The organism is Streptomyces sp. CA-179760 (assembly GCF_050937045.1).
In the GTDB taxonomy this organism is placed as follows: Bacteria; Actinomycetota; Actinomycetes; order Streptomycetales; family Streptomycetaceae; genus Streptomyces.
Genome location: NZ_JBNJLZ010000001.1, coordinates 6417673 through 6438979, shown reverse-complemented (window position 1 = coordinate 6438979; position 21307 = coordinate 6417673). Strand labels below are relative to the sequence as shown.

The window sequence follows — 21307 nt, the reverse complement described above, 5'->3', positions numbered from 1 at the left end:
CGCTGTTACCGAGCGCCCCCTTGTTGACTCTCCCTTTACCTGCCACCCTGAGAGTCCCCCATCTTGTGAACTTGTGAAACGCTGAACAAACGGCGGGTTCACTCCCAGGAGGTGGCTCCACCCATGCTCGTCCGAGACGCCATGACCACCGTCGTCCTCACCATCGGCCCGACCCACACCCTTCGCCAGGCCGCCGCATTGATGTCCGCGCGTCGGGTCGGGGCGGCCGTGGTCCACGACCCCGACGCCGGCGGCATCGGCATCCTCACCGAACGCGACGTCCTCAACTCCGTGGGCCGGGGCCAGGACCCGGACACGGAACTCGCCCACGCCCACACCACCACCGACGTCGTGTTCGCGGCTCCGGCCTGGACCCTGGAGGAGGCGGCACGGGCCATGGCGCACGGCGGTTTCCGCCACCTCATCGTGCTGGACGACGACGAGCCCGCCGGCATCGTCTCGGTCCGCGACATCATCCGCTGCTGGGTACCGGCTCGCCAGCAGGTACCCGCCTGACAGCCTCACAGTAGACAACGTCTAAAACGGGCTAGGTTCTAATTTCACACCTGTTCGGGACCTGGTCCGTTTTGCTGTTAGGCTGGTGGCTATGAGTGACCTTCTGGAACGGCTGCGCGGACGCGGATGGCGGATGACCGCGCAGCGGCGTGTCGTGGCCGAGGTCCTCGACGGCGAACACGTCCATCTGACGGCCGACGAGGTCCACGCCCGGGCCGTCGCCAAGCTGCCCGAGATCTCCCGGGCGACCGTCTACAACACGCTCGGCGAGCTCGTGTCCCTCGGCGAGGTGCTCGAGGTCTCCACCGATCAGCGCGCCAAGCGGTACGACCCGAACGCCCACCAGCCGCACCACCATCTGGTCTGCGCCCAGTGCGGCGCGATCCGGGACGTCCACCCCATCGGCAACCCGCTGGCGGACCTCCCCGACTCGGAGCGCTTCGGCTTCACGGTCTCCGACGTCGAGCTGACGTACCGCGGAGTCTGCCCGAACTGCGCGGCCGCCTAGCCCCGCTCTTCCCGACAAGCCCCGGCATCGATCGATGCCGGGGCTTGTCCGTTCGAGGAGACGATGAGTCGCAGCCCTGAACAAACACCTAGAGCCGCACAAACACCGAGGGCCGGAACCCTTTCGGATTCCGGCCCTCGGCCTTCAGTAGCGGGGACAGGATTTGAACCTGCGACCTCTGGGTTATGAGCCCAGCGAGCTACCGAGCTGCTCCACCCCGCGGCGATGAATGCAACGTTACGCGAACGCAGAGGCCGGATGCAAATCGCTTACGCGGCGGCGTCTCGCAGCCCGGTCCGGCTCTACGCCGACAGCTCCTGCCGCAACGCGTCCCGCAGCCGAGCCGCCCGCTCCGCGACGGACTCAGGCCCGAGAGACACCGCCCGGTCGGCCCATCGCTGCCCCTCCGCCAGCTCTCCCCGACGCGCGTAGACGAGGGCCAGCCGCAACGCCGCCCGCCCGTGCCCCGCATCGGCCGCCCGGGTCCACCACACCGCGGCCTCTGGCTCGCTGCCCTCCCGGGCCAGCAGCAGCCCCAGATTGAACGCGCCGTTGCGGGACCCGGCCTCGGCCGCCTCCCGGTACCACCGAGCCGCCTCGACGACGTCCCCCGGGCCGCGGCGTGCATGCCGACCCGCACCTGCGCCCGCCGGTGCCCCTGCGAGGCCGCCCGCTCGTACCACTCCTCGCACTCGCTCCGCTGGTGCACCGGCTCCCCGAGCTCATGCGCCGGCTCCGGCGGCCGACGCGCGTCGAGCACGGTCGCCAGCCGGTACGCGGCCTCGGCGCTCCCGCCCCCGGCCGCACACCGCAGGTGCCGTTCCGCCTCCTGGCCCTCACCGTCCCGCAGCAGCGCCATGCCGACCTGCAGCGCGGCCTCTGTGTGCCCCGCGGCGGCGGCCCGCTCGTACCAGCGCAGCGCGGCCTGCTCCTCGCCCCGTCCGGCATGGAGGATGCCCAGGTTGAAAGCGGCGTCCACGCTCCCGGCCTCCGCCGCCTTGGAGAACCACGGCTCCGCGCCCGTCTCGTCCCCGGCCCGCAGCAGCAGGATCGCCAGCGCGTTCGCGGCCTCCTGGTGCCCGGCGTAGGCCGCGCGCCGGTACCACTGCTCGGCGTGCGGGGTGCGCCCCTGTTCGACGCAGAGCAAACCGAGGTTGTACGCGCCGTTGACGTCGCCCGCGTCCATCGCGGCCCGGTACCACCGCTCGGCGGTCTGGGTCTCGCCCCGCTCGGCATGCAGCGCGCCCAGCGCGTTCGCCGCATTGCCGTCGCCGTCCTGAGCGGCGCGCAGCCACCACACGGCGGCGTTCTCGGTGTCGCCTGCGTCGCGCAGCAGGAACCCGAGCGCGCAAGCCGCCCGCGCCTCGCCCTCCTTGGCCGACGTCAGGTACCAGCGCCCGGCCTCCTTGAGCTCGCCGCGCTTCTCCAGGATCGTCCCGAGGTGCAGCGCGGCACGCCGGTGCCCGCGCGCGGCGGCCTGCCGGTACCACTGCTCGGCCTCGTCCGGCACGGACGCGCCATCGTCGTCGGCGTCCCGCGCCCCCTTGCGGTCCAGCGCCCGCGCCAGCCGGTACGCCGCCTCCCGATGCCCGCGCTCGGCCGCGGCCCGCATCCAGTGCTCGGCCCCGGCGTCGCCGCGATGCTCCAGCAGGTCGGCGAGGGCGTACGCGCCCAGGGTGTGGCCCTGTTCCGCGGACTGGCGCAGCCAGTACTCGGCGGCGGGTTCGTCGCCGCGCTCGCGGTGGTGCCGCCCAAGGGCGTGCGCGGCTGCCGTGGATCCGGCGACGGCGGCGATCCGCCACCATCCGGCGGCCTCGTCGGCGTATCCCCGCTGGTGGAGCAGGACTCCCAGGTTGTTGGCCGCGGCCCGGTCGCCCGCGGCGGTGGCGGCACGCAGATGAGGTTCGGCGCCGTCGAGATCACCACGGCGCAGCAGCATGGCCCCGAGGACACTCATCGCCTCTACCTCGCCGGTCTCGGCGGCGAGTCGCTGACGCAGCTCCTCGGCCGCCTCATCGGCGATTTCCCCGGTCTCGTCCGGGGTGTCGGTGTCCTCCCGGCTGGAAGGCTGCACAAAACGCCCTGTCTCGAACAGAGTTGCCTTGTCCCCCATAACGTCCATCGTCGCACCACCTGCAACCTGGGTACACCTGGTATACCGCAGCCATTGAGGTCACTACAGCGTTTTGTCGACATGCCCACAGAGAGACAAGTCAAACACAGATTGCCCAACTCCCCCCGGCGGCACGGCCGCAGCCCCCACCAGCACATGCGTTCACACATCACGAAGGCCCGGATTCCTTTGTGGAATCCGGGCCTTCGATGTCGCTCCGTCACTTGGACTTCGCGATTTCAGTAGCGGGGACAGGATTTGAACCTGCGACCTCTGGGTTATGAGCCCAGCGAGCTACCGAGCTGCTCCACCCCGCGCCGTTGTGTTCACAACCGTATCACGGCGCGGGTGGAGCATTTGACCAGGCCGGCGGCCTAACTGCTCGGCTTCGGACTCGGGCTGCCGCTCGGGTCGGCACTGGGGCTGCCGCTGGGCTTGCTCTCGCCGCCCCCGGCACCACCGGCCTTGTCCGCCGCGGCCTGCGCCTCCTCGGCGCGCTGCAGGGCGTCCTCCAGGTCCTTCTGCGCCTTGCCGTACGCCTCCCAGTCGTTGTCCTTCAGGGCGTCCTGGCCCTCGGTGAACGCCTTCTGGGCGTCTTCCAGAGCCTGCTTGACCGTCGGGTCCTCGGACGTGGGGGGTGGCGTCGTATCGCCGTCGGCCGGTGGCTCAGGCGTCGCACCCTCCGCTCCGAAGATCTTGTTCAGGGCCTCGTCGAGCGTGTTCTCGAAGGCCGTCTGGCCTCCGTAGGTGACCAGCACCTTGCGCAGCAGCGGGTACTTCAGTCCCCCGCCGCGTACGTAGACCGGCTCCACGTACAGCAGTCCTCCGTCGAGGGGCACCGTCAGCAGGTTGCCGTACTCGACCTCGGAGTCACCGCCTCTCAGGAGCCTGATGGACTCGGCGATGTCCTCTTGGGAGTTGAACTGGCTCTGGACCTGCTTGGGCCCGTTGACCGTGGTGTTGGTCGGCAGTTTCAGAATTCTGATCTTGCCGTAGTCGCTGGTGCCCGCCTCGGCGTCGACGGCCATGAACGCGCTGAGGTTGTCCCGGCCGTTGGGCGTGAGGGTCGTCGTCAGCGAGAACGCCTGTGCCTTCTGATCGGGCATCTTCATGCTCAGGTAGTACGGCGGCACCGCGCTGCCCGACCGGTTCGTCGGGTCGTCCGGCACCTGCCACACCTCGCTGCCGCTGAGGAACGTCGTCGCGTCCTTCACGTGGTAGCGCGTGAGCAGCTCCCGCTGGACCTTGAACAGGTCCTGGGGATAGCGCAGATGGTCCATCAGCGGCTTGGAGATCTCGCTCTTGGGCTTCACCGTGTCCGGGAATGCCTTCATCCAGGTCTTCAGGACCGGGTCCTTGGTGTCCCACTGGAAGAGCTTGACCTCGCCGGTGTACGCGTCGACGGTCGCCTTCACCGAGTTGCGGATGTAGTTGACCTGGTTCTGCTGGGCCACCACCGCACGGTTGTCGTTGGTGGCGGTCAGCGAGTCGGCGGTGGTGTCACCGAGGGTCGTACGCGAGGAGTACGGGTATCCGTTCGTCGTCGTGTACGCGTCGACGATCCACTGGATACGGCCGTCCACGACCGCCGGGTAGGCGTCGCCGTCGATGGTCAGCCAGGGGGCGACCGCCTCGACGCGCTCCTTGGGCGTGCGGTTGTACAGGACTCGCGAACCCTCGCCGATGGCGCCGGAGTAGAGGATCTGCGGTTCGCCGAACGCCACCGCGTACGCGGCCCGGTTGACCGGGTTGGAGAGATTGACCCCGCTGTCGCCCTTGTAGCTGGTGGTCTTCTCGCCGTTGTCGTCGGAGTAGTCGATCTCCTTCTGGGGACCGCCGACGATCGAGTACGTGGTGGTCTTCTCGCCGTAGTAGACCCGCTGCTCGTACGTACCGAGGTCGCCCTCGGAGGGCAGGTCGGACTCCGTGAAGTTGGGACGGCCCTGGGCGTCTGCGCTGGTGCCCTCGGCGGCGACCACTCCGTACCCGTGCGTGTAACGGAAGTGGTTGTTGATCCAGTTCTTCTTGGGGATGCCCGCGAGGTTCAGCTCACGCAGGCCGATGACCGTGTCCTGGTCCTTGCCGTCCTTGGAGTAACGGTCCACGTCCAGGTTGTTCGGGAACGCGTAGTAGTTCCTGATCTGCTGGAGCTGCTGGAACGTCGGCGAGACGATGTTCGGGTCCATGATCCGGATGCTCGCCGTGGAGTCGACGTCGTCGCGGAGCTTGGTCTTGTCCTCGGTCTTGCTGGTCCCCGTGTAGTCGGTGACCTTGGTGCCGTCGATGCCGTAGGCCTTGCGCGTCGCGTCGAGGTTCTTGTCGACGTACGGCGCTTCCTTGGCCTGCTCGTTCGGCTGGACCTGGAACTTCTGCACGATCGCCGGGTAGAGGCCGCCGATGAGGATCGCGGACAGCACCATCAGGCCGAAGCCGATCACGGGCAGCTGCCAGGTGCGCCGCCACAGGGTGGCGAAGAACAGCAGCGCACAGATGACGGCGATGCAGAACAGGATCGTCTTGGCCGGCAGGTAGGCGTTGGCGTCGACGTACCTCAGGCCCGTCCAGTTGTCGGTCGCCCTGAAGTCGCTGGACTTGACCGCGAGTCCGTACCGGTCGAGCCAGTACGCGACCGCCTTGAGGGCGACGAAGACGCCGATGAGCACCGACAGGTGCCCGGTGGCCGCCGCCGTGGCGCGCGCGCCGGGGCTGGTGACACGCAGCCCGCCGTACAGGTAGTGCGTGAGCGCGGCGGCGATCACGGAAAGGATCGCGGCGGCGAAGCCGAAGCCGAGCAGGAACCGGTACCAGGGCAGGTCGAAAGCGTAGAACGAGACGTCCAGCTTGAACTGCGGGTCCTTCTCACCGAACGGAACGCCGTTGACCCACATCAGCCAGGTCCGCCACTGACCGGACGCGGAGGCGCCGGCGATCAGGCCCACCAGGGCGGTGATCCCGAACAGCAGCCACTTCTTGTAGGGCGCGATGCCCATCCGGTAGCGGTCGAGGTTCTGCTGCTCCATCGACATGGCGCTCAGCGGTGGCCGCAGCCGGTGCGCCAGCCAGATGTTGACGCCGACGGCGACGGCCATGAGCAGGCCGAAGACGAAGAAGAGCCCGATCTTGGTCCACAGGGTCGTGGTGAAGACCGACGAGTAGTTCACCGACCGGTACCAGAGCCAGTCCGTCCAAAAGCCCGCGAACATGGTGAACGCCATGCCGAGAACGGCCAGGACGCCCAGCGTCATGAGCAGGGTGCGGACACGCCGGGACGGGCGGCCCACTCTCATCCGCGGCCCTGTCGGGCCTCCGCCGCGGTCCGGCATCTGGAAAGCCAAGGTGCGCACCTCGAAGTTCGCTGTTGATCCGTCAGGCCCGCGTCTTCACGGACCATGCGTGGCCCCCGGTGATCGTGGGCCCCCACCTATGCAACTTACTCACCGTTTACTCGGTTCCCGATTCCGGCCAGGAACGAGGCAGGATTGTGACCATGTCCAACACTCCCATGGCTGCGAACCCGCTCACCCAGGCCGTTCTCGAAATCGACGAGTACGTCTCGGGCCTCGGCTGGGACCAGCCCGCCCGCCTTTTCGCCCTCGTCGACACCGCACGGCTGCGGGCCGAACAGCCCTCGCTCGCCGACCGGCTCGGTCTCGGGGAGGAGTCGGAGAACTCCGGCCTCACCCCGATCGAGCAGGACGAGGTTCCAACGGGCAAGCCGCTCGACGAGTTCCTCGCCACCATCGCCTGGCCCGACGCGGTCGTCGGCTGTGCCCTCGCCGTGGAGCGTCTGATGCTGCCGCCGTCCGCGGAGGCCCAGGTTCCCAAGGGCCTGGGCGAGGCCGCGCTGACGAAGTGGGTGGCGGACCACCCGGACCGTCAGGAGGTCCGGATGACGGTCGCGGTCCTGCGCGACGGCGCCCGTGAGTCGGCCCTGCGCCTGCGCGAGAAGGACTCCGCCACGGAAGTCCTCACCGGCTCCGAACTGGTCCCGGGCCTGGCGGAGGCGCTGGCGGCGACGTTCGAGGAGGAGTAGAGCGGGAGCACCGCGGCGTGAGGGGGCTCGCCGGTCCCTTGGGGCCCTCGGGCCCCACCGGTCCCGCAGGCCCCCTCAGCCGCGCCGGTCGCCTTGCTCCGACCCGTCCTCGGCCCCGCGGACTCCTACTTGCCGCACTTCGGCAGGTCCGCCGTGTCGCCGCTGCGGAGGTCCTTGAGGGCGCCGAGGGCGTCCTGGATGGTGTCCACCTTGATGAGGGTGAGGCCCTCGGGGGTGTCCTTGACCGCGGCGGCGCAGTTGTCGGCGGGCGTCAGGAAGTACTGCGCGCCCTTGGCCCGGGCACCCACGGTCTTCATCTCGATGCCGCCGATCGGGCCGACCTTGCCGGCGTCGTCGATCGTGCCGGTGCCGGCCACGAACTTGCCGCCGGTCAGATCGCCCGGCGTGAGCTTGTCGTAGATGCCGAGCGCGAACATCAGCCCGGCGCTCGGCCCGCCGACATCGGCCAGCTTGATGTCGACGGTGAACGGGAACGTGTGGTCGGTCCCCGCGGAGATCCCCACGATGGCGCGCTTCTCGGCGGTGTCGTCCGAGGTCGTCGTGGTGATGGTGATGTCCTGCGTCTTCGTCGGCGTCCGCTTCTCCTTCTCCGCGGCGAGCTGCTCCTGGGCCGGCACGATCGTGAAACGGACGTCCTGGCCCGGCTTGTGCCGGGTGACGAGCTTCGCCACGTCGGCCGGCTCCTTGACCGCCGTGCCGTCGACTGCCTTGATCACATCCCCCGCGTGCAGCTTGTCCTCGGCCGGGGACCCCTTGACGACCGTCGAGACGATCACCCACGACTTCACCGGAACGTCGAGTTCCTTCAGGGCTGCGACCTTGGCGCTCTCCTGGGACTGGCTGAACTCCTCGGCGTTCTCCTGGGTCGACTGCTCCTCGGTCTTGCCGTCCGGGTAGAGCGTCTCGCGCGGCACGACCTTGTTGTCGTGGGCGAGCCAGCCGTAGACGGCTTCGACCAGGTTCATCCGGTAGTCGGCGCTCGTGACCCGGACCGTGGTCATGTTCAGGTGGCCACCGGCCGCGTACGTCTTGCGCCCGGAGATCTGCAGCACCGGCTCGCCGTCATGATCGCCGAGCGTGTTCACCGTCGGCCCCGGGGACATCTCCGCGTAAGGAACGGGGATGAACACTCCCGCGCACAGGAGCGCGATCAGCATCAGGGTGGAGGCGAGCATCGTCGCGGTGCGGCGTGGCATGACTCGACAGTACGGGACGGGCCTGTCAGCGCACCGTCAGGGCCGCCCGTCCGGGGCGGCCCTGTGCGCTATACCGTCTGTGACCTGCTGTTTCCTTGGCTTCAGCTACCCGGCCCGGGCTTCTCCATGGCCTCGCGAAAGCGGGCGTATCCGGTGAGCTCCGGGCCGTCGCCGCGCGACCTTCGAGTCCGGTTGGCCCAACTGCCCCAGAGCCCCGCGCCGATGGCAGCCACAAGCGGAATCAGCAACCAGGCGAGAGCCGCCATGCCGACCTCCAACCCCATTGAGCGTCCGCAACTGACTGATCAGCAGATTAACCATCCGCAGTGACAACGCTCACGCCAGGGGTGCGGTTACGCAACCGGAGGCGGTTCCGGGATCAGCAGGCACCGACCCACTCCTCGGTGCCGTCGGAGAACCTCTGGTGCTTCCAGATGGGCACTTCGTGCTTCAGGTCGTCGATCAGCTTCCGGCAGGCTTCGAAGGCCTCCCCCCGATGCGGACAGGAGACGGCGACGACCACCGCGAGGTCCCCGACCCGGAGACCCCCCACCCGGTGCACAGCCGCCAGCGCCCGCACGGGGAAGTCGGCGGCGACCTTCTCGGCGATCCGCCGCATCTCGGCCTCGGCACTGGGGTGGCAGGAGTATCCCAGCTCCGCGACATCGGCACCCCCGTCGTGGTTGCGCACAGTCCCCACGAAGAGCGCGGTGCCACCGGCCGCGTCGTCCCCGACCGCCCGGAACACCTCGTCCACGGAGAGGGCCCTGTCCCGAATCCCGATCAGCTTGATCGGGTCCTGCGCGGCCTGCTCACCGGGGTGATCGCTCGTGGATGCCATGCCTCCATCGTGCCGCACACGGCTGACAACACGGAATAGAGCCATCGACCGGCACGCGCGCGTACGCGTTGGAGTCTCCTACAGGGGCGTCTCTCAGATCCGCCGCCGGGCCTTCCGGGCCCGGCGAACCACCGCCGCCGCGCCCAGCAGCGCAACCGTCGCGCCCGCGGCGCCCGCGGCCGTCGCGTCCTTGCGGCCGAGGCGCCGCCCGGCCACCGTGTGCCGGCCGGAGACCTCCTCCAGGAGCTCCGCCAGCACCTCCTCATTGGTGTACTGCGGACGCCACCCGGAGTCGTGCAGCCGGCTCCCGCTCACCACCCAGGGGTACATCGTGTACGCCAGGTCCCCGGCCGGAGACGGCGTGAGCCCGATCCGGTGCAATCGGGCAGCCGCGCCCAGCGCGACCGCCGACGGCAGCTCCATCCGCCGGATGCCGCTGAGCTCCTCGACCTCTTCCTGTTCAAGCCACCCGTCGCAGCCGACGGCCAGTTCCCCTTCGACCTTCTCCAGGACGGCGTACTCGAGTGCGCTGCACAGGTCCTCGACATGGCAGAACTGCCAGGCGGGCCTGGACCCGGCGACGACGAGCAGTCGAGGAGACTCGAAGTACCTGGTCAGCGCGGTGTCCGTGCCTCCCACCAGTACGGCGGGCCGGACCACGGTGACATTGAGCCCCGGGTGCGCCCGAGGGGCCCGCCGCGCCAGCCGCTCGATCTCCAGCAGGTCGCCGACGCCCGTCGCCTCGGCCGTGGCCCGCAGCTCGGCGTCCTCGGACAACGGCAGCTCGTTGTCCGGCAGCGCCCCGTAGACCATCGCCGAGGTGCACAGCACGACCCGGTGCACACCGGCCGCGGCCGCCGCCGTCAGGACGGTCTGCGTCCCCCGTACGTTGTAGGCCGTCCGGGCGGCCGCGTCGGTCTCCAGATCGAGATCCAGCGCCAGGTGCACCACGACGTCGGCGCCGCGCAGCTTGTCCGCGATGGCCGGATCCCGTACGTCCAGGATGTGCCACTGCGCCGCCGCGCACTCGCCACGCCGCTCGTCGATGGCGACGACCTGCTTGACCTCGTCGGACGCGGCGAGCTGCTCGGTGAGCAGCGCTCCGATGCCGTACGCGGCACCGGTGACCGCGACGACGGGCCCGCGCGCCGCGGGACTCGCGGAACTGGTTGACTGGTTTCGCGCTGCGCGAACCTGCGGATCTGGGGAACTCACCGGGCGTCTCCAGCGGTTGTCTTCAGTACGAGCACGAGTGAAGCGTGCGTACCAGGTGGCATCCATCCTGCCGCAGGCCGTCACTCGGCGAAGCACCGAGGCCCGATCCGCCCCGAGGTGTCTACGCTGGGTGGTGATGTCGGGCAGCCGTGCCGCCGGAAAGAACCGGCGGCCCTACAAGCCGAGGAATCCCGTGAGTGACACCCCATTCGGATTCGGCCTTCCGCCGGAGGAGCCGGACGACGGCGACGAGGGCAAGAAGAAGGACCAGCAGAGCGGTGGTGGTCAGGGACCGGCCAATCCGTTCGGTTTCGGCGGCCTGCCAGGAGCCGGAGGCTTTGGCGGCGGCCCTGGTGACCCCGGTGCGGACAATCCGTTCGCTGCCATGTTCGGTTCCCTGAACCCCAACGACCTGGGCGCCGCGTTCCAGCAGCTGGGCCAGATGCTCTCCTACGAGGGCGGCCCGGTGAACTGGGACATGGCCAAGCAGATCGCCCGCCAGACGGTCTCCCAGGGCAGCCCTGACGGCACCAAGGACGCGAGCGTCGGCCCCGCCGACCACAAGGGCGTCGAGGAGGCCGTCCGCCTGGCCGACCTCTGGCTCGACGACGCCACGTCCCTGCCGTCCGGCGCCGCCTCCGCGGTGGCCTGGAGCCGCGCGGAGTGGGTCGAGGCGACCCTGCCCGCCTGGAAGGAGCTCGTCGACCCGGTCGCCGAGCGCGTGGGCACCGCCATGGGCGACGTCCTGCCGGAGGAGATGCAGGCCATGGCCGGCCCGCTGATCGGCATGATGCGCTCGATGGGCGGGGCCATGTTCGGCACGCAGATCGGGCAGGCCGTCGGCGTGCTCGCGGGCGAGGTCGTCGGCTCGTCCGACATCGGCCTGCCGCTCGGCCCGGCCGGCAAGGCCGCGCTGCTGCCGGTGAACGTCGAGACGTTCGGCAAGGACTTGAGCGTCCCTCAGGAGGAGGTGCGGCTGTATCTCGCCCTGCGCGAGGCCGCCCACCAGCGCCTCTTCGCGCACGTGCCGTGGCTGCGCTCGCATCTGTTCGGCGCGGTCGACGGCTACGCCCGCGGGATCAAGGTCGACACGGCCAAGCTGGAGGATGTGGTCGGCCAGTTCGACCCGCAGAACCCGGAGCAGCTGCAGGAGGCTCTCCAGCAGGGCATGTTCCAGCCGGAGGACACGCCGGAGCAGAAGGCCGCCCTGGCGCGTCTGGAGACGGCTCTGGCGCTCGTGGAGGGCTGGGTGGACGCGGTGGTCCATGCCGCCGCGAAGCCCCGTCTGTCGTCCGCCGACGCCCTGCGCGAGACGCTGCGCCGTCGCCGCGCCTCGGGCGGCCCGGCCGAGCAGACGTTCGCCACGCTGATCGGTCTGGAGCTGCGCCCGCGCCGCCTGCGCGACGCCTCCCGCCTGTGGGCCTCGCTCACGGACGCGCGCGGTGTCGACGGCCGGGACGGCCTGTGGGCCCACCCGGACATGCTGCCGACGGCGAGCGACCTGGACGACCCGGACGGCTTCGTGCACCGCGAGCAGATCGACTTCTCCGAGCTGGACAAGATGCTCGGCGAAGCGGCGGACAAGCCCGATCTGAAGAAGCCCGATCTCAAGAAGGACGAGTCCGAGGGCGAGGACAAGAACAAGGGCGACGACGCCGAGTGAGCCTGTACGACGACGCGGTCCTCGTGCTGAAGGAGTACGAGGACCAGCCGGATCTGCGCCAGGCCTACCTGGACCACTTGGCAGAGCATCCGGACGGCCTGTGGAAGCCGTGCCGGGCGGGTCACATCACGGCGAGCGCGCTGGTGATCGACCCTGAAGGCGGCCGGGTGCTGCTGACCCTGCACAGGAAGCTGCAGATGTGGCTCCAGATGGGCGGTCACTGCGAACCGAGCGACTCCTCCCTGGCGGGCACGGCCCTGCGGGAGGCGACGGAGGAGTCCGGCGTCTCGGGGCTGTCGCTGCTGCCCGGCGGCCCGGTCCGCCTCGACCGGCACCCGATCCCGCCACCGTGCCACTGCCACTTCGACGTCCAGTACGCGGTCGTGGCACCACCGGATGCCGCGCACGAGGTCAGCGACGAGTCCCTCGACGTGCGCTGGTTCGGGTACGACGAGGTCGCGGAGGTGGCCGACGAGTCGGTCGTACGCCTGCTGGAGGCCACGCGCGCGAGGCTCGCGGCCTGAGCGTGTGCAAGGGGCGACCGCTGTGGCGGCCGCCCCTTGCATTCGGTCCCGACGCGGGCTGGGCTCCCTCAAGGGGGCGCGGGGCTCGATCGATATGCGGCTCCGCCGCGTGGGCACGACCAGCCACACACGGCCTGCAGCCAAGAACCGGCCCGCAGCCCCCTGGAGCCCGCCGGCCGAACCCGCGGAGCGCTCAGCTCCAGACGTTGCCCTGGTTCTGCCCGCGTGCTCCCTGCTGGCCCATGCCGTACTGCGCGGACAGGCCCGAGCCGACCTGGGCGTTCTGCGGCGGCAGCAGCTCGCTGGGCTGGACGAGGGCGTAGCCGGTGCCCATGAAGCTCAGCTCCCAGCCCTCGCCGGTGTTACCGCGGCGCCGCCACACCCCGGAGGAGTGCGTCTGGGCCTGCATCTGCACACGCAGGCTCGTCGACCAGGCGACGATCGCGTCGGCGTCGCAGTTGACGTACTTGTCGGGGGTCACCTGCATCAGCAGCGGCATGCCCGAGGTCATCAGGGCGATCTTGCCCCGGCCAGTGATGTTGAGCTGGTACTTCCCGGAGCCGGAGATGCCGTAGAGGCTGTCGACGGCGATGACCTCGTGGTGCAGGGAGGAGTCCATCGCCAGCACATAGCTGCTGTCGACGGTGAGGCCGTCCTGCTCCACCTCCATGACGTGGACGTGCTGCTTGAGGTTGGCGAGGTAGACCGTGCCCTGCCCGTGGCAGCGCATCAGGTCGAGTCCCTCACCGGTGTGCGCACGCGCGCGTGACTGGTCGTTGCTCTGGTACTCGGCGTCGAACTCGACGAGGCCCTGGTAGGCGACCATGGTGCCCTTGCGGGCCAGGATGTCGTCGTGGCCCTCCAGGCCGACGCGCAGCATCTGCTTGTTCTGCAGACTCCAGCGGTCCTGGGTCTGCTGCTCGTTGTAGGCGAAAATCGGGCTCTGCATGACGTGTTGCTCCCCCTCAGCCCCGGACCCGGAGACGGTCGGTGCTGTCCTCGCTGGGCTGTACTACGACGATGCCCTGACCGGAGAAGGCCATCTGGTAGGCCTCGCCGCTGCCGCGGCCGATCAGCGACTGTGCCCTGAAGCTGCGCTTGCCCTTGACCTTGAGGTTCGGGGACCAGGCGACGAGCGCGTCGGGGTCGACGTACGTCTCGTCCTCGCCGCCTCCGCAGTCGACGACGATCGGCTTGCCCCGGGAGGTCAGCGCGACCCAGCCCTGCCCGGAGATCTTGGTGTTCCACAGGCCCTGCCCGGCGAACTTCGCCAGGCCCTTGACCCGCTCGACGCCCCAGGTGAGGTGGGCGTCGAAGGCGAGCAGGTTGGTGGCGTTGACGGAGATGCCGTCGCCGTTGAGGTTGATGACGACGACGTTGGCCCCGTAGTCGGAGAGGTAGAGCAGGCCGTCGCCGGAGCACTTCATCAGGGGCGCGCCCTCACCGGTCATCCAGTCCTTGGCGATCTGGCGCACGGCCGGCGGGTTGGGCTCGTACTGCACGAACCCTTCGTAGGCGGCCATCGACCCCACGCGCGCGAAGAGGTCGTTCCCGGTCTGCATGGCGACCTTCAGCATGTGGTTGCCGTGGTTCTCCATGCGGGCGGTGACGGGTGCGGGGGCGTGGCCCGCGAGCTGCTGTGTCATGACGGGCTCCCTCAGACCTCGTACGGCTGGACGACGATGAAGTTGCCGGGCGCTCCCCGGAACTGGAGGTTCACGCTCTCGCCGGTGTCACCGGGGTAGGCGTTGCGGCGCATCCGCACCTGGCTGGAGACGACGACCTGGGCGGCGGCGGACCAGGCGACCACGGCGTTGCAGTCGGCGAACGTGGTGGGCGTGACGGGCAGCACCACGGGCGTGCCGTGCGTCTTCACGACGATGGTGCCGCTCCCCTGGAACTGCATCGTGAACAGCGCGCCTCCGGGGATGCCGTGCCCCTCGATGCGGCGCACCTCGTAGGTGAGGCTCTCGTCGAACGCGAGGACGTTCTCGGCGGAGACGCACACGGCGTCGCCCTGGAGCTCGATGGGATGCAGCATGGTCGAGTTCTCGGCGAGGAACACCTGCCCCTGGCCGGTACAGCGCATCAGCTGCATCTCCTGGCCGGTCGCGTTGCCCACGATCCGGCCGGCGAAGCCGGCGCCCTTGTAGCTGAAGTCGACCTTGCCCTGGTAGAGCACCATGCTGCCCTGCCGGGCCAGCACGGGCTGTCCGCCGATGCCGAGGTCCACGCGGACGAGCTTCTTGTTCTGCTGCGTCCAGCGCTGTCCGGTGAGGGTCTCCTTGAACTGCTGGAGCGCGGCGGAGACACCGGCGCCCTGGGGAGCGGCGGCCTGCGGGGCAGCGCCCTGCTGCGGGGCACCGTAGGGGGCCTGTCCGAACGGCGGCTGCTGGCCGTAACCCGGGGGCGGGGTGGGCTGGCCGTAGCCGGGGGGCGGGGCCGGTGCCTGGGGTGCCTGGGGCTGGCCGTAGCCGGGAGGCAGCGGGGCCGTCTGGCCGGGTGCCTGGCCGTACGGCGGCGGCTGCTGGCCCGGCGGGCCGTAGGGCGCGGGCGCCGGGCCGGGGGTGGCACCGGGGCGCCGTCCGGTTGGGTGTTCATGGGCGCTGCGATGGTGGGGGCGCCGTGCACTGCGGGCGCCGGCCCGGGCGCCGGAGGCGGCGCGAAACCCTGCGCGGCGGGCTGGGGTGCGGGTGGCGGCGCGGGAGCGGGGGCGGGAGGCGCTGCCGGTGCCGGGGCAGGAGCCGGGGTCGAGGCCGGTTCCGGAGTGCTGGGGGCGCCGAACGCGGGCGGTGCGAAGCCCGGGACGGCGCCGGCCTGCGGCTGCTGCGGGGCGGGCTCGGGCGCTTCCTCCTCGGCCACCTCGCCGCCGAAGTTCTTCAGCAGCGCGTCGAGACCACCGTCGAAGCCCTGCCCGACTGCGGCGAACCGCCAGACGTCCTTGAGGTAGAAGTCGCCCAGCATCACGGCTCGTTCGGTGGAGAACTCCGAGCCGTTGAAGGAGTACCGGGCCACCTCCTCGCCGCCCGCGACGATACGGATGTACCCGGGGGCGATCTGCGACATCTGCCCGGCGCCGTCGATCGTCGCCGTGAAGGACAGCTTCTGGATCTGCGGCGGGATGCGGTCGAGCGTCACCCGGAAGGACTCCGTGTCGCCCGCCTGGGCGCCCAGGAGCTGAAGGGATTCCTCGGGGGACTTCGGCTGGTTGAAGAAGACGAAGTAACGGTCGTCCGAGAGCCGTTCGTCGGCGTCGAGGCCGAAGCAGCTGATGTCGAAGCTCAGTCCGGGGCCGGAGATCTGTACGCCTACGTACAGATCCGTGCCCGCGGTGAGGTCACTGATCCTGGCCTTGTGGCCGCGTTGGAATTCCCTGGCCATGCGTAACGACCGTCCCCCATCCAGAACGTGATTGCGTCGCGCCAGGCTAACGGCAAACTCTGACACCGGACGAAGTCGGTACAGACCCGGTACACAACCCGCGCGGGGCCGTATCGGCTGCTCGCTCGCGCAAAGCGGGCACTCACCCCGTGGTGCCTTCACCCCGCGCACCGGGCACATGCGGCAACCGCTCGGCGGCGACCACGCCTTCGAGGTAGCCCCGGGCCCGCTCCGTCCGCGGATAGGACTCCAGCAGCTCCCAGAAGCGGGGTCCGTGTCCGGGGACGAGGAGATGGGCGAGTTCGTGGACGAGTACGTAGTCGACCACGTACTCGGGCATGCCCTGCAGACGGTGCGACAGGCGGATGCTGCCCTCGGACGGGGTGCAGGATCCCCAGCGCGTGTTCTGGTTGGTCACCCAGCGCACCGAAGCGGGCCGGGCCCGCCCGCCGAAGTACTGGTCCGAAAGGCGCCGGGCCCGCTCGGCCAGCTCGGTGTCGCCGAGGGTCCGCTTGCTCTCCTGGGCGGCCAGCTTGTCGAGCATGACCGTCACCCAGCGCTGCTCCTCCGCCTCGGACATCCGGGCGGGGATGAGCACCACGGTGCGATCGCCCTCGCGGTACGCGGAGACCGTTCGGCGTCGGCGGGTGCTCCTGCGGACCTCGATCGCGCTCGCCCTCGAGCCGCTCGACGGCTGGCTCGTCGTGCTGCGCTGTGGCTTTCCGGCGCGGTGCAGTGGGTCGGCGGGCACGCCCCGACGTTACCCGCTGCACACGGGGAAGTCCCGGCTCCGGGACGGTTCGGTGCCGATGCCCCCACCGCCCGCCGGATTTGTACGACGAATACCCGCGCCTGTGGACAACTTTCGGCAGCCTGCGGCGGGTTTGGGCATGCTGGCTCTTGCCGGCGAAGCGATCGGCGGGTTCGGCCCAGGACGACCAGGGCCGGGACTGCGGCCAGTCTCGGGCTGCTCCCGCATTCGACCGGCTCACGGGGACGTTTTATGACATACGGGGGCCTGTCATGCATCCGATGGTGAAACCCGCGCTCAGGCGCGGCTGGCACGACCGCAACACGGTGCAGTTCGGGATGACGCCGGCGCATGCGATGACACTCGGCCCGATGGACCAGGCGACGGGCAGCTTCCTCGACCTGTTGAACGGCACACGGGGGCTGGAGCTGCTGCGCGAGGAGGGCCGCCGTATGGATCTGCCCGACGGTCATGTGGACGGGCTGGTGCGGCGGCTCGCGCGGGCCGGGCTGCTGGACGACGCGCGGGGCGGCGGACCGGCCGCCGACGCCCTGCGCCGGAAGAAGGAAGTCCTCGACCGGCTGCGCCCCGACCTGGCCGCTCTGTCTCTGACCACCTCCGCTCCCGGCGACGCGATCGGGCAGCTGGCCGCCCGGCGCGCGCAACGCGTCCAGGTGCGGGGTGCGGGCCGGGTCGGCGCCGTGCTGGCCTCGCTGCTGGCGGGAGCCGGAGTCGGCGAGGTCGACGTGCGCGATCTCGGACGGGTGGAGCCGTGGGACGTCGCGCCGGGCGGGCTGCCCGCCGATGCCGTCGGCGACCGCCGCGACGAGGCGGCCCGACGCGCCGCGCGCCGGGCGGCCCCGGACCGACCGCCACGCCCCTCGACAGCGCAGGCGCGTCCGGCGGAAGGCGATCCCGGTTTCTCGCTGGTGATCGTCGCCCCGCGGGACGATGTGGCCATGTACGCGCCGGACCCGTCCGCCGCCGAATCGCTGATGTCCGCCGGGACACCTCATCTGTACGCCGGTGTCGTGGAGGGGACCGGCATGGTCGGCCCTCTCGTCCTGCCCGGGGAGACCAGCTGCGCGGGTTGCCTGCACCACAGCCGCGCCGACCGGGATCCGACCTGGCCTCGCCTGGTCGCCCAGTGGCGCTCCGGCAGGCAGCGGCAGGTGCGGCCCTGCGATCTGGCCCTCGCCACGACCGTGGCCGGACTGGCGGCCGCCCACGCGCTCGCCTTCCTGGACGGCCGGGTTCCGTCGAGTGCGGGGGCACGCTGGGAAGTGTCCGTCCCCGGTCTCCACTGGCATGCTCGGCCGATCTGGACGCATCCGGCATGCCCGTGCGCTGCGGCGGAGAGAGGAAAGGGGGAGCGCCTCTCGGAGGAAGGGCAGTCACACGAGACAATGGCGGTGCAACGGCCGTCGGAGCAGTGCCGTGAGGCAGAGGCGGAGCGGCCGGCTGGGACTTGGAGGGCGCATGTCTGATCTTCCCCGGAAGGCGGTCACCCGGACCGCCAAGCTCGCCGCACTCCCGCTCGGCATCGCCGGGCGGGCGACCTGGGGATTCGGCAAGCGGATCGTCGGCGAGTCCGCGGAGCTAGTCGGCCGCGAGCTCCAACAGCGCACGGCGGAGCAGCTTTTCAAGGTGCTCGGCGAGCTCAAGGGCGGCGCGATGAAGTTCGGCCAGGCCCTGTCCGTCTTCGAGTCGGCCCTGCCCGAGGAGGTGGCCGGCCCGTACCGGGCGGCGCTGACGAAGCTCCAGGAGGCGGCGCCCCCGATGCCGACGCGCACCGTGCACGCGGTGCTCGAGGAGCGGCTCGGCGCGGGCTGGCAGGAGCTGTTCCTGGAGTTCGAGGACAAGCCCGCCGCGGCGGCCTCGATCGGCCAGGTGCACCGGGCGGTGTGGCACGACGGCCGTGAGGTGGCGGTCAAGGTGCAGTACCCGGGTGCCGGCGAGGCCCTGCTGTCCGATCTGAACCAGCTGAGCCGCTTCTCCCGCCTGCTTGGTCCGTTGATCCCCGGGATGGACATCAAGCCGCTGATCGCGGAGTTGAAGGACCGCGTCTCGGAGGAGCTGGACTACGACCTGGAGGCCCAGGCGCAGCAGGCCCACGCGGAGGAGTTCACGGACGACCCGGACGTCGTCGTACCGCAGGTGGTGCACCAGTCCGACCAGGTCCTGGTCACCGAGTGGATCGACGGCGTCCCGCTGTCGGAGATCATCTCGGACGGCACCCAGGAGCAGCGTGACCGTGCCGGTCAGCTCCTGGCCCGTTTCCTGTTCTCCGGCCCCGCCCGCACCGGCCTGCTGCACGCGGATCCTCACCCGGGCAACTTCCGGCTGCTGCCCGGCGGGCCGGAGGGCGAGGACGACTGGCGCCTGGGAGTCCTGGACTTCGGCACGGTCGACCGTCTTCCGGGTGGTCTGCCGGCCACCATCGGCGAGTCCCTGCGGATGACCCTCGACGGGGAGGCCGAGGCGGTCTACGAGTTGCTGTGCGCGGAGGGGTTCGTCAAGGAGACGATAGAGCTCGATCCCGAGGCGGTCCTTGACTATCTGCTTCCGATCATCGAGCCGGCTCAGGTCGAGGAGTTCACCTTCACCCGCGGCTGGATGCGCAGTCAGGCGGCCCGCGTCGCCGACCCCCGCTCCCCCGCCTACCAGCTCGGCAAGCAGCTCAACCTGCCCCCGGCCTACCTGCTGATCCACCGGGTGACCCTGAGCACGATCGGGGTGCTGTGCCAGCTGGGGGCGGCGGTGCGTCTGCGCGAGGAGTTGGAGGAGTGGCTGCCGGGGTTCGTCCCGGAGGACCCGGCGGACGGTGACGAGTCGGCAGCGGAGGCGTGAGCAACGGCCGGGTGCCACGGGTGATCCGTTGCCCGGGCACTACCACCAGTCCGAGTCGAGCCGCCCTTCGATCGACCTGAGGTTCTCCCGGGAGCAGGTCTCGCAGAAGTCCAGGCGAGCGCCGTGCTCCACGGAGAAGGTCCAGGTGAGTCGCGGGGCTTCGGCCGAGGTGCCGCAGCGGGCGCACACGAGGCGTTCCGGCTCCGCGGCGGAGCGGTCGTCGTCGTTTCCTCCGGGAGGACTGGTCACGCGCCGACGATATCTCCGTGCCCGGCGGCTTCGCGGACACAACGCACCGCGGGGGCCGGTCCGTTCGGCACGGACCGGCCCCCGCGGGGTGAGCTCGGCCTCCCGGTCCGGGAGGCCACCACTTCAGATGGAGCGTTTCAGCTGGGGTCGGTTACTGCATGACCGCCATGGCGAGCGCCCGGCGGGCACGCCGTGAGGCGCGCTCCGCCTTGCGCTGCATCCGGCGGGCGGCCACCACGCGCGCGGCCCGGCGGTCTCGCTCCGCCTCCTGCAGTCGCTCGTGCATATGTGCACGAGCCATGGCTTCTGGGATGAGTTGCATCTCTCGGGTCCTGTTCTGACGCGAGTCCTTCGCGCCACGTGGGGTGGAGTCTTGAGTCGCGGAGCCGGCGGGCTCTGGGGTGGACGGCTTCATCGGGGCCTGCTTCTGGGGGTCGTGCGTGAGAGGACGGTCGATCGTTCCTGGGGTGTTCATGCCGTGACCGGGTTCTTGCGCGGGCGGCCACGCGGCCGCTTCCGGGCGACGACGACACCCTGCACGAACAGCTCGCCACCCCAGACGCCCCAGGGCTCACGCCGCTCCTTCGCGCCGGCGAGGCAGGCCTCGACCAGCGGGCAGGTACGGCAGAGGGACTTGGCGTACTCGACGTCCGCGGGCGACTCGGCGAAGAAGACCTCCGGGTCGTAGGAGCGGCACGGGACGGGTACGCCGAGGTTCTCGATGGCGTCGTCGAGCGCGGTGAGCGCGGTGAGCGGGGTGAGCGGGGTGAGCGGGGTCAAGGCGGAGTCCTCCGTGGGGCCGGGCTCGGGGATCGTGTCGGAAGGCGGTACGGACGGGGCGTGCGCTTCGAGTTGCACGGTTCGTCTTCCTCGTCTGGTCGTTCCGGCCTGTTTGGCCGGGGGCGGCTGGTACCCGGTTCTTTTCTTGTCCCGAGGCTCCTTCGGTCCGTCGTCCCTGGTCAGGGACAAACAGAAGGGCCGCGGATCCCGGATGGGGTTCCGCGGCCCTGAAGGCGCCGGCCTGATCGAATCAGGCTGGATCACTCCAGGGTTCTGGCCCACGGAAGGCCCACATCTGGTGGTGCTGCGTCGTCTGCTTCCGGAATCCGGCACCGGTCGCCGCAAAGGCATAGGCACGCGCCTGCGCCTTTACTGCTGCTTCCAGCGCCTTGGTCGGTCGCTCATTGCGCTCACGGACGGGAAGGCCCGCGGGAGCAAGGAAGGAGGACGCCGGACGGACGGCACTAATGCCGGACAGACCGGTGCCCAGGTTCGAAACGCCGAGCATGCACGTGGAGACGGCCGAGCGATCGGTCATTTTCACGGTGCTGATGGAGCTGGTGTTGATGCTGATCACTGGACTCGCCTCCTCTCGGCGTCTCGGGGGACTGGGTGAACCAGTCCGCGGATATGCAAGTACAACACGGAATCAGGGCCTTCGAGAAG

Annotated in this window: 18 protein-coding genes, 2 tRNA genes and 2 pseudogenes; 7 read left to right on the top strand and 15 right to left on the bottom strand. The window is 70.2% G+C overall.

Annotated elements, in window-relative coordinates; translation table 11 throughout:
* Positions 1-123 precede the first annotated feature (123 nt).
* Together ACQEV8_RS29400 and ACQEV8_RS29395 are read left to right on the top strand one after the other, a co-directional pair.
* Positions 124-516: a CBS domain-containing protein gene (locus ACQEV8_RS29400; RefSeq protein ID WP_432966215.1), complete on the top strand. Its 393-nt coding sequence runs from the start codon at positions 124-126 to the stop codon at positions 514-516.
* A gap of 91 nt (positions 517-607) precedes the next feature.
* Positions 608-1024: a Fur family transcriptional regulator gene (locus ACQEV8_RS29395; RefSeq protein ID WP_432966212.1), complete on the top strand. Its 417-nt coding sequence runs from the start codon at positions 608-610 to the stop codon at positions 1022-1024.
* A gap of 148 nt (positions 1025-1172) precedes the next feature.
* On the opposite strand, the gene ACQEV8_RS29390 is transcribed toward ACQEV8_RS29395, so the two are convergent.
* From ACQEV8_RS29390 to ACQEV8_RS29375, 4 genes and pseudogenes are all read right to left on the bottom strand, one after another.
* Positions 1173-1246, bottom strand: a tRNA-Met gene (locus ACQEV8_RS29390).
* Between the two features lie 80 nt (positions 1247-1326).
* Positions 1327-3146 (bottom strand): annotated as a pseudogene (locus ACQEV8_RS29385) (tetratricopeptide repeat protein).
* A 234-nt stretch (positions 3147-3380) separates the two neighbouring features.
* Positions 3381-3454 (bottom strand) — tRNA-Met (locus tag ACQEV8_RS29380).
* A 57-nt stretch (positions 3455-3511) separates the two neighbouring features.
* A complete protein-coding gene (locus tag ACQEV8_RS29375; protein ID WP_432973075.1) occupies positions 3512-6460 on the bottom strand; it encodes a UPF0182 family membrane protein in 2949 nt (982 codons plus the stop codon).
* A 164-nt stretch (positions 6461-6624) separates the two neighbouring features.
* Between ACQEV8_RS29375 and ACQEV8_RS29370 the strand changes: the two genes are divergently transcribed.
* Positions 6625-7170, top strand: a complete 546-nt coding sequence (locus ACQEV8_RS29370; RefSeq protein WP_432966209.1) for a PPA1309 family protein — start codon at positions 6625-6627, stop codon at positions 7168-7170.
* Between the two features lie 125 nt (positions 7171-7295).
* On the opposite strand, the gene ACQEV8_RS29365 is transcribed toward ACQEV8_RS29370, so the two are convergent.
* From ACQEV8_RS29365 to ACQEV8_RS29355, 3 genes are all read right to left on the bottom strand, one after another.
* Positions 7296-8387, bottom strand: coding sequence for a YlbL family protein (locus tag ACQEV8_RS29365; RefSeq protein WP_432966206.1), 1092 nt, complete (start codon positions 8385-8387; stop codon positions 7296-7298).
* A 379-nt stretch (positions 8388-8766) separates the two neighbouring features.
* Entirely contained in the window at positions 8767-9228 is a 462-nt protein-coding gene (locus tag ACQEV8_RS29360; protein ID WP_432966203.1) for a molybdenum cofactor biosynthesis protein MoaE, read from the bottom strand.
* 93 nt (positions 9229-9321) lie between these two features.
* Complete coding sequence (locus ACQEV8_RS29355) at positions 9322-10443, bottom strand: SDR family oxidoreductase (protein ID WP_432966200.1); 1122 nt, start codon at positions 10441-10443, stop codon at positions 9322-9324.
* Positions 10444-10636: 193 nt separating this feature from the next.
* Here ACQEV8_RS29355 and ACQEV8_RS29350 point away from each other — a divergent pair, with 193 nt between their 5' ends.
* Together ACQEV8_RS29350 and ACQEV8_RS29345 are read left to right on the top strand one after the other, a co-directional pair.
* Positions 10637-12106 (top strand): zinc-dependent metalloprotease, encoded by a 1470-nt coding sequence (locus ACQEV8_RS29350; RefSeq protein ID WP_432966197.1) that lies wholly within the window; start codon positions 10637-10639, stop codon positions 12104-12106.
* Entirely contained in the window at positions 12103-12630 is a 528-nt protein-coding gene (locus tag ACQEV8_RS29345; RefSeq protein WP_432966194.1) for an NUDIX hydrolase, read from the top strand. Before ACQEV8_RS29350 ends, ACQEV8_RS29345 begins: the two co-directional genes overlap by 4 nt.
* Positions 12631-12823: 193 nt before the next feature.
* On the opposite strand, the gene ACQEV8_RS29340 is transcribed toward ACQEV8_RS29345, so the two are convergent.
* The 4 genes and pseudogenes from ACQEV8_RS29340 to ACQEV8_RS29325 all read right to left on the bottom strand — a co-directional run bounded on the left by ACQEV8_RS29340 (position 12824) and on the right by ACQEV8_RS29325 (position 16762).
* Positions 12824-13579 (bottom strand): AIM24 family protein, encoded by a 756-nt coding sequence (locus tag ACQEV8_RS29340; protein WP_432966191.1) that lies wholly within the window; start codon positions 13577-13579, stop codon positions 12824-12826.
* A 16-nt stretch (positions 13580-13595) separates the two neighbouring features.
* The gene (locus ACQEV8_RS29335) at positions 13596-14276 is read right to left on the bottom strand and encodes an AIM24 family protein (RefSeq protein ID WP_215118632.1); all 681 of its coding nucleotides are present in this window, start codon (positions 14274-14276) and stop codon (positions 13596-13598) included.
* Positions 14277-14287: 11 nt separating this feature from the next.
* A pseudogene (locus tag ACQEV8_RS29330) lies at positions 14288-16011 on the bottom strand (TerD family protein).
* Positions 16012-16153: 142 nt separating this feature from the next.
* A complete protein-coding gene (locus ACQEV8_RS29325; RefSeq protein ID WP_432966188.1) occupies positions 16154-16762 on the bottom strand; it encodes a M48 metallopeptidase family protein in 609 nt (202 codons plus the stop codon).
* Positions 16763-17034: 272 nt separating this feature from the next.
* Between ACQEV8_RS29325 and ACQEV8_RS29320 the strand changes: the two genes are divergently transcribed.
* Both ACQEV8_RS29320 and ACQEV8_RS29315 read left to right on the top strand, forming a co-directional pair.
* Positions 17035-18249: a ThiF family adenylyltransferase gene (locus tag ACQEV8_RS29320; RefSeq protein ID WP_432966185.1), complete on the top strand. Its 1215-nt coding sequence runs from the start codon at positions 17035-17037 to the stop codon at positions 18247-18249.
* Complete coding sequence (locus tag ACQEV8_RS29315; RefSeq protein WP_432966181.1) at positions 18242-19612, top strand: ABC1 kinase family protein; 1371 nt, start codon at positions 18242-18244, stop codon at positions 19610-19612. The genes ACQEV8_RS29320 and ACQEV8_RS29315 overlap by 8 nt, the downstream gene beginning before the upstream one ends.
* 39 nt (positions 19613-19651) lie before the next feature.
* On the opposite strand, the gene ACQEV8_RS29310 is transcribed toward ACQEV8_RS29315, so the two are convergent.
* From ACQEV8_RS29310 to ACQEV8_RS29295, 4 genes are all read right to left on the bottom strand, one after another.
* Positions 19652-19861 (bottom strand): hypothetical protein, encoded by a 210-nt coding sequence (locus ACQEV8_RS29310; RefSeq protein ID WP_432966178.1) that lies wholly within the window; start codon positions 19859-19861, stop codon positions 19652-19654.
* 151 nt (positions 19862-20012) lie between these two features.
* Positions 20013-20336: a hypothetical protein gene (locus ACQEV8_RS29305; protein ID WP_432966175.1), complete on the bottom strand. Its 324-nt coding sequence runs from the start codon at positions 20334-20336 to the stop codon at positions 20013-20015.
* The gene (locus ACQEV8_RS29300; protein WP_432966172.1) at positions 20333-20719 is read right to left on the bottom strand and encodes a WhiB family transcriptional regulator; all 387 of its coding nucleotides are present in this window, start codon (positions 20717-20719) and stop codon (positions 20333-20335) included. The genes ACQEV8_RS29305 and ACQEV8_RS29300 overlap by 4 nt, the downstream gene beginning before the upstream one ends.
* A gap of 172 nt (positions 20720-20891) precedes the next feature.
* Positions 20892-21218 (bottom strand): hypothetical protein, encoded by a 327-nt coding sequence (locus ACQEV8_RS29295; protein ID WP_432966169.1) that lies wholly within the window; start codon positions 21216-21218, stop codon positions 20892-20894.
* Positions 21219-21307 lie beyond the last annotated feature (89 nt).

Coding starts and splice junctions, on each gene's coding strand:
- ACQEV8_RS29400 (WP_432966215.1), top strand. CDS start 124: ATGCTCGTCCGAGACGCCATGACCACCGTCGTCCTCACCATCGGCCCG.
- ACQEV8_RS29395 (WP_432966212.1), top strand. CDS start 608: ATGAGTGACCTTCTGGAACGGCTGCGCGGACGCGGATGGCGGATGACC.
- ACQEV8_RS29375 (WP_432973075.1), bottom strand. CDS start 6,460: ATGCCGGACCGCGGCGGAGGCCCGACAGGGCCGCGGATGAGAGTGGGC.
- ACQEV8_RS29370 (WP_432966209.1), top strand. CDS start 6,625: ATGTCCAACACTCCCATGGCTGCGAACCCGCTCACCCAGGCCGTTCTC.
- ACQEV8_RS29365 (WP_432966206.1), bottom strand. CDS start 8,387: ATGCCACGCCGCACCGCGACGATGCTCGCCTCCACCCTGATGCTGATC.
- ACQEV8_RS29360 (WP_432966203.1), bottom strand. CDS start 9,228: ATGGCATCCACGAGCGATCACCCCGGTGAGCAGGCCGCGCAGGACCCG.
- ACQEV8_RS29340 (WP_432966191.1), bottom strand. CDS start 13,579: ATGCAGAGCCCGATTTTCGCCTACAACGAGCAGCAGACCCAGGACCGC.
- ACQEV8_RS29335 (WP_215118632.1), bottom strand. CDS start 14,276: ATGACACAGCAGCTCGCGGGCCACGCCCCCGCACCCGTCACCGCCCGC.
- ACQEV8_RS29320 (WP_432966185.1), top strand. CDS start 17,035: ATGCATCCGATGGTGAAACCCGCGCTCAGGCGCGGCTGGCACGACCGC.
- ACQEV8_RS29315 (WP_432966181.1), top strand. CDS start 18,242: ATGTCTGATCTTCCCCGGAAGGCGGTCACCCGGACCGCCAAGCTCGCC.
- ACQEV8_RS29305 (WP_432966175.1), bottom strand. CDS start 20,336: ATGAACACCCCAGGAACGATCGACCGTCCTCTCACGCACGACCCCCAG.